At 44.8% G+C, this 7,343-nt stretch carries 6 protein-coding genes and 1 pseudogene; 2 read left to right on the top strand and 5 right to left on the bottom strand.

The genetic code is table 11. The annotated features are described in order from the left end of the window. Positions 1-113: 113 nt before the first annotated feature. Positions 114-281 (bottom strand): annotated as a pseudogene (locus IT781_RS17650) (S1 RNA-binding domain-containing protein); the annotation flags it as partial. A gap of 233 nt (positions 282-514) precedes the next feature. Between IT781_RS17650 and IT781_RS17645 the strand changes: the two are divergent. Together IT781_RS17645 and IT781_RS17640 are read left to right on the top strand one after the other, a co-directional pair. Continuing rightward, positions 515-922 carry a hypothetical protein gene (locus tag IT781_RS17645; protein WP_194971494.1) on the top strand — a complete coding sequence of 136 codons (408 nt, stop codon included), beginning with the start codon at positions 515-517 and terminating at the stop codon, positions 920-922. Between the two features lie 48 nt (positions 923-970). Next, positions 971-1,333 carry a hypothetical protein gene (locus tag IT781_RS17640; protein ID WP_194971493.1) on the top strand — a complete coding sequence of 121 codons (363 nt, stop codon included), beginning with the start codon at positions 971-973 and terminating at the stop codon, positions 1,331-1,333. A gap of 88 nt (positions 1,334-1,421) precedes the next feature. Here the strand turns inward: IT781_RS17640 and IT781_RS17635 are convergent, their stop codons facing one another. The 4 genes from IT781_RS17635 to hsdR are packed head-to-tail and all read right to left on the bottom strand — an operon-like array spanning position 1,422 to position 7,258. Then, complete coding sequence (locus IT781_RS17635; RefSeq protein WP_194971492.1) at positions 1,422-1,673, bottom strand: hypothetical protein; 252 nt, start codon at positions 1,671-1,673, stop codon at positions 1,422-1,424. 3 nt (positions 1,674-1,676) lie between these two features. Then, a complete protein-coding gene (locus IT781_RS17630; protein ID WP_194971491.1) occupies positions 1,677-3,380 on the bottom strand; it encodes a restriction endonuclease subunit S in 1,704 nt (567 codons plus the stop codon). Then, the gene (locus tag IT781_RS17625; RefSeq protein WP_194971490.1) at positions 3,377-4,852 is read right to left on the bottom strand and encodes a class I SAM-dependent DNA methyltransferase; all 1,476 of its coding nucleotides are present in this window, start codon (positions 4,850-4,852) and stop codon (positions 3,377-3,379) included. The genes IT781_RS17630 and IT781_RS17625 overlap by 4 nt, the downstream gene beginning before the upstream one ends. Positions 4,853-4,870: 18 nt before the next feature. Continuing rightward, positions 4,871-7,258 (bottom strand): EcoAI/FtnUII family type I restriction enzme subunit R, encoded by a 2,388-nt coding sequence (hsdR, locus tag IT781_RS17620; RefSeq protein WP_194971489.1) that lies wholly within the window; start codon positions 7,256-7,258, stop codon positions 4,871-4,873. Positions 7,259-7,343 lie beyond the last annotated feature (85 nt).

Genomic DNA, 7,343 nt, shown 5'->3' with positions numbered 1-7,343 from the left:
GTTCGTCAACCTGGCTTTCCTGGCGCTATTGCTGAGGAGATATTGAACAAGCTCTAAGTATTGGGACGGCATTGCTTCATTCCCAAACCAATTCGACGATGTTCTTCGTTGAATTACAATACCATCACTTCAACTATGTCACCCATTTGTACAATTTCGGATGGGTTAACGTATTCTTCGATCCAATCTATATCAAAGGCTTGAACTGACCCTCTACAGCCTTCTTCGATTTCTAAAAGACAACCATAGGCGGAAATGTGAACAACTTTACCGGATACTCGACTGCCAACAGGATAACGGCGAGAGCTGTTTTGCGTCGGATCATATAGTAATGATCTATATTGGTCGGCAGATGAATTTTGCCCAAAGGGAGATTGAAGCCATTGTCTTTATTGCGTTTACGTCATGTAGAAACGACCACTTGATGAACAGGCCATTAGTCATTGACAGTTACACATAAAACACATATTGTTTATATGTGTTTTATGTGTAATCAAGCATCAGGAACCAGCCCATGTTTAGAAACGATGATAAGACCAAAATTTTTCAGGTTGCTCAACAACAAGCCATTTCAAGGAGCGATATCGCCACTACCAAGCGCGCATTCCAAGACTTAAGAGACAAAACACAAAAACTGCAAGACACGATTTGGCAGTTAGCTACAAATGCGTCGGATTGCCCCAAAGACGCGTTCCAAGACGCTTGGGACAAGCGGCAAGAATTGAATCAGATCAACAAACAGTTAACAGCAATGGAAGAATTGATTAGCAATTGCATGCCAAAGGCTAGTACTGCGCGTCTGACAGAAAAAGAACGAACTGAAATCAAAGGGCTTTACCAAAGCGGTCTATACACCCAAGCTCAATTAGCAGATCAATACAACGTCACTCAGCCTACAATCTCAGACATCATAAAGAAGTAACAACTGTCGCAAATGCACAATTTTTAATTCCTACGAGGGAAAATACTCATGTATCAAACGCCTACGATCAAAGATGTAGTCGAAGCTTTGGAGTCGCTAAAAAATATTGAACGTCCATATGGAGATAACGAAGGAGATCCAATTAACTCTCCTGGTGTTTATAACGAATTGCAGTCAGATGATCAGGAGCTTGTCAATCGTGTAGAGGTAATGTTACAAGAGTACATACGTAAGCCCGGCGACTGGGGTGAAGAGCCGAACAAACGTGCACTTACTGAGCTAGAAAAACACGGCTATCCTGCTAGTCTAAATCATGATCAGTACAATCCAGATCGACTCGTTGGACATGTCGAAGTCGGAGATTGGACGATAGATTTGAGTGATCCAAGCTCAGAAAATGATCAAGATTGAGATGCGGGGAGCTAAATCATTGCATTTGTTTAATTAATCAGTCTAATAAGTAACCGGATGACAAAAAGTTTAACTTTTTGTCATCCGGTTACTTCCAACGTTGAAAAAACCGACTGTTTTCCGATGTACCTTGCTTGTCGCAAATTATTAAATGCTGCGCAATATGCTTTGAATAGGGTTCAGTCAGTTTATCTAAAGTGATAACGTTTTCACCAAAATCTTTCAAATCATATAACGCCCTGGCAAGCGCAAACTTATAGGAAGCGACATTGCGACCGAATAATATGATTGATCGCCAATAGTTTTCTAACGTCGGCTCAATTTCATAAAATCTGGCCACAAGTTATGCTGCTGTTTTTTCAACAATTGCAGTGGCTAGGTGCTCTTGAGTCTGCTGGGATTTGTTTATCCGGCTTTTCAATAAATCGCAGATTGCCATCAATTCATCAACTTTGGCAATGATGCGATGTTGCTCCGTGAGAGAGGGCAATGGTACTGCTTGCAGCTCAAACTCTTCATATTTGAGACTTTGAACCGTAGTTCCTGTTTTTACAAGATTAGCTAAAATGAAATTAGTCATTCCATGTAGCATGAGTTGAATATACCGTTCCATTCCTTTTTTAAAAGGCAAGATAACTTTCAAGTCTTGGTTAGCTGTCGCGGGAACTCGATTAATCGAAACAGGTAAGGTTCTTTTCAAAATCCCACTTCTAGCGACAATAAATAAGCAACCAGGCGGATATAATTGAAGCCCTGTATCATCCAATGCAGATGCAGAAATTTTTAACTCCGAATCAAACAATTCGACAGACTTGATGTCTTTTGGCGAAAACCAATTGATTGAGCCTTTCCAAAAATCTGAACGGTTCTTTGATGGTGTCATACCGCCTGAAATGACACCAAGATTGGAAATCCGAACAAACTTCCAATCAAATGGAATATCGAAAGGTTTTTCTTCATCATTAATTTCTAGCAATGGTTTTTGTTTTTTAATTTTACCTTCTTTTATTAATCGCTGTTTTTCAACATTAATTTTTTCCAGCAAGACACTCGCCGGTTCATCATTCGGATCTTGTGGCACCAGTTTACCCATCACTGCTAATTGCAAAATAACCTGCTTAAGCTGATCAATGCTCGCTTCGGTGGTAAACAGCGTATCGAAATGTGCAGCTATCTGTGACCATATCTTCTGAAAGGCTTCGTTATCAACAGCTTGAGTTAAGCTTTCGAATAATGTTTGAAGCAATTGTTGATGAACAGTATTGCCATGATTTTGATGTTGATCCAGCTGATCACATAGCGCCATTAATTCATCGATTTTTTTAATAATTCTTTGCTGCTCAGAGATAGGTGGTAATGGAACAGCTTGCAACTCAAATTCTTCATATTTGAGACTTTGAACTGTAGTGCCAGTTTTTACAAGTGTAGTTAGAATGAAACTGGTCAGTCCTTTCAACATAAGTTGAATATATTTCTCCATTCCTTTTACAAAAGGAGAAATGACTTTCAAATCCTGATTCGCTGTGGCATCAACTCTGTTTATCGCTACTGGTAAAGTTCTTTTTAAAATCCCGCTTCTAGCCACAATGAACAAACAACCGGGGGGGTATAATTGAAGCCCTGTATCTGATAACGCAGCTTTTGAAATTTTCAATTCAGACTCAATCAACTCATCGGATTTGATATCTTTTGGTGAAAACCAATTAATTGAACCTTCCCAAAAGTCAGACCGACTTTTTGATGGTGTCATACCCCCTGATATGACGCCGAGTTCACAAATTCGAATGAATTCCCAATTAGTTGGAATATTAAACAGTTTTTCTTCATCAGTGATAGGCTGCAATGACTGTTGTTTTTTAATCTTGCTATCCTTAATCAATCGCTGTTTTTCAGCAGCAATTCTTTCAAGCAAGATACTAGCCGGCTCATCATTCGGATCTTGCGGCACCAATAATCCGCGCACTGCCAGTTCCAAGATTAATTGGCGCAGCTTGGCGATGCCATTGGACGACGAAGCCAACGCCTCAAATGCTTCCGCCTGAATCATACAGACTCCGCCTTAGCGATAGCTGCATTCAGCAAGTCACGCAGTTGATCACGAAGCTCCGCAATTTCCTTCATTTCATTGGCATACTGAAGTAATAGTTCATCAGGATCATGACTGATCTGCTCGCCAATATGAGGATTTTTGATATCCAGGTTGTAATTGCGAGCCTTGATGTCATCAATATTGACTTGCCAGGCTTGTTCCGTGATTTGGCGGGCGGCAAAACCATCGCTTTCTGAACCCCACCAGTCGATTTCGGTTTGGAATTCAGCAAAGCGCATCGGCTTGGTTTTGTTATAGCTTTTTACGCCTTCCGGGTAGGGGTGCTCATAAAACCAGATGTTTTGCGTGGGCGTGCCCTTGGTAAAAAACAGTAGATTGGTTTTGATGCCGGTATAGGGATTGAATACACCGTTCGGCAACCGAACGATTGTATGTAGGTTACATTCCGCCAACAATTTTTCTTTCAGCCGGGTTTTCATGCCTTCACCAAACAAAAAGCCATCCGGCAATACCACGGCGGCACGGCCACCATCCTTTAAGAGATGGATGATCAAGGTCATAAACAAATCAGCGGTTTCCCTGGTACGTAACGCTTGAGGGAAATTGCTTTCAATGCCGTCTTCTTCCTGGCCGCCAAACGGCGGATTAGTGACGATGACATCGACCCGGTCTTTGGGCGACCAGCTGATCAAGGGTCTTGCCAGTGTGTTGTCGTGGCGAACCTGGCTGGGCACTTCAATGCCGTGCAAAATCATGTTCGTGGTCGCCAGTAAGTGCGGCAACGGCTTTTTCTCCACGCCATGAATGCTGGCCTGTAATAGTTGTTCGTCAGTAGGCGTTTTAACGTAGTGCTTTCGCTTATGCTCTATGCTGCACGTCAAGAAGCCGCCCGTCCCACAGGCGGGGTCTAGTACGGATTCGTTCAATTTCGGATCAGCGCGGTTGACCATGAATTCGGTCACCGCGCGCGGCGTATAAAACTCGCCGGCATTGCCTGCGCTCTGCAAATCTTTCAGGATCTGCTCGTACATGTCGCCAAACAGATGGCGTTGCTGAGCCTTGTTAAAATCGATGCCGTCCTGAATTTTATTGATGACCTGGCGAAGCAATTGGCCAGACTTCATGTAGTTATAGGCATCGGCAAAAACGCTTTGGATCACATAAGCGCGCAGATCGTCGCCTTTAGGTACGAGATTCTGAAGCTGTGGAAATAAAGTATTGTCGATGAAGTTTTTGAGCTCTTCGCCGGTAATGCCTTCGGCGTTGGCCGCCCAGTTGCGCCAACGCAGTGCCTCGGGTATTGGCGATTGATAACCATCGTTGAACATCTCCCATTCCTGCTCTTTATCATCGTAGATTTTCAAGAACAGCATCCAAACCAGCTGGCCGATACGTTGCGCATCGCCGTCGACACCCACGTCTTTACGCATGATGTCTTGGATGGATTTGATGGTATTACTAATGGACATGCTTTTCCTTAAAAATTGCTAGGCTGTTATTGGGGTTTGGTAGAGCTGATCTTCTAGGTCTTTCAGGGCTTTCTGGTAATGGGCTTTGCCGCCGAAGGCTTTGAGCAATTCCATAGGCGCACCCATTTTTGAGAATGGATCAAGCGTGAGAATTTTAACATCTTCGATAGGCTCAATGCCGGTGTCAGCATATTTATCGAGCAAGGCTTCAAGGACCTGTTTCGCAGCCCCTTGGTATTGGTTGAAGTAATTGCGGCTCTTGAGCTGTTCAGCACGCTGTTTGCGTGACAGCGGCGGTTGGTCGTAGACGATGTGGCAAATCAAATCGAAGGGATCGAGCTCATAGCCAAGCTTACTACTCACCGTAGTATGCAGATCATCCCAGAAGATCCCTTGCTCGGCTAATTGCTCAATAATGACTTTCTTTTGCTCGGCGTCAGACCATTGCCGCAAGAAGTCCTTGAGCGTGGCAAATTGTTTTTTGACGCACTGCTTGGTGTAGTCGGTCAGTGATTCCGTAATCAGTTTGCCATCGGCGCCCAGATACTGAACTCGCTCGGCAATCACTTTAACTTCAATGTTGTTGACGACATATTTTATGGGGGACTCGTCAGTCGTTTCTTCGTTGCCACTATCCGTTCCGGTGTTGCCATCTCCTGATTCTGAGCCGTTACCCGTTGTAGATATAGGGGCATCATCCTCGTCATCAGCCTCACTGATATCACCCGGCTTGGGCGCATAGACTTTAACCGGTTCGCCATCAAATGCCGGATCAGCAAACAGCTCGGTGGCCTTTTTAAAGTCCATGATAGTGAACCAGAATTTATCGTAATCCTCGTCAATACGGGTGCCACGCCCGATGATTTGCTTAAACTCAGTCATTGATAGAATGCGTTGGTCTAGCACCACAAGTTTGCAAGTTTTGGCATCGACACCTGTGCTCATCAATTTGCTGGTTGTCGCAATGACCGGGTAGCGCGATTCAGGATTGATGAAGTTGTCCAGTTCGGCTTTGCCTTCCTGTTCATCGCCGGTAATGCGCATGACGTATTTGCGGTTCTCGCGAACGCGCTCGGGGTTTAGGTTAACCAGGGCTTGGCGCATGCGTTCGGCATGATCGATGTCATTGCAGAACACGATGGTCTTCTGGAATTCACCGGTTCTTTGTAGATATTCCGTAATCTTCCAGGCCACCAAATAGGTTCGCTCATCAAAGACAATTTTGCGGTCGATGTCTTTTTGGTTATAGATGCGATCTTCGATCAGGTTGCCGTATTTGTCCTTTTGGTTTTTGTGGGGCCGCCAGCCTTGCAAATCCAGGTCAAAGTCAATACGGATGACCTTGTACGGGGCCAGGAAGCCGTCTTCAATGCCTTGCTTAAGGGAGTAGGTGTAGATAGGTTCGCCGAAATAATCGATGTTAGAAACTTCCTTGGTTTCTTTTGGCGTAGCGGTCAGGCCGATGTGAGTCGCTGAATTGAAATAGTCCAGGATTTCCCGCCATGAGGAATCCGCCTTTGCACTGCCGCGATGGCACTCGTCAATGACAACCAAATCGAAGAAATCAGGCGAGAACTGTTTGTAGATGTTTTTTTCGTCATCCGAGCCGGTGACCGCCTGATAGAGCGACAAGTAAATTTCGAACGACTTGTTGACCTGGCGCTTGCTGATTTTTGTCATCGCTTGGCCGAACGGTTTGAAATCGTTGTTCTTCGTTTGGTCGACCAAAATATTGCGGTCTGCCAGAAACAAGATGCGCTTCTTCTGTTTGGATTTCCATAAGCGCCAGATAATTTGGAACGCGGTATAGGTCTTGCCCGTGCCTGTGGCCATCACTAATAAAATGCGGTTTTGGCCTTTAGCTACGGCTTCGATGGTTCGGTTGATAGCAATAGTTTGATAGTAGCGCGGGCTACGCCCTGTGCCATCATCATAATAGGGCGTGGTAACAAGTGGCTCAACGCTCTGGCCGATGTTTTTCCACTGACAGTAGCGATGCCATAAGAAGTCGGGACTCGGGAATTTATCAAGGGATAATTCGGTTTCGGTCAGCTCGGAAAGGCCAGTTCGATCGTGGAATAGGAAACCATCACCATTGCTGGAAAATGCGAAGGGCACATCCAAAGCTTCTGCATAGAGCAAAGCCTGCTGCATGCCATCGCCCAATTTATGTTTATTATCCTTCGCCTCGATGACAGCCAATGGCTGATTTTTTTGCCGGTATAAAACATAATCAGCACGGCGCTGTTCGCCGCGTGTATGCAGGCGGCCACGCACTATAATGCGGCCCGCAGTAAAGCTCACTTCTTCACGAATCTGCGTTTGTAGGTCCCAACCGGATTTCTGAACGGCTGGAGTGATGAACTTAGAGCAGATGTCTCGTTCGCTGAGCTGTTTTTTGTCCATAAAAGTCCGGCTGATATGAGAAAAATAAGCGGGCTATTATAGCAAGGGCTAGGGCATCAGATTAAGTATCTGAGCCAAGAGCACC

Origin of the sequence: Methylobacter sp. BlB1 (assembly GCF_015476545.1) — a bacterium.
Lineage (GTDB): Bacteria > Pseudomonadota > Gammaproteobacteria > Methylococcales > Methylomonadaceae > Methylobacter.
The sequence above is the reverse complement of the archived record's forward strand: the minus strand, read 5'-3'. Positions and strand labels throughout refer to the sequence as shown.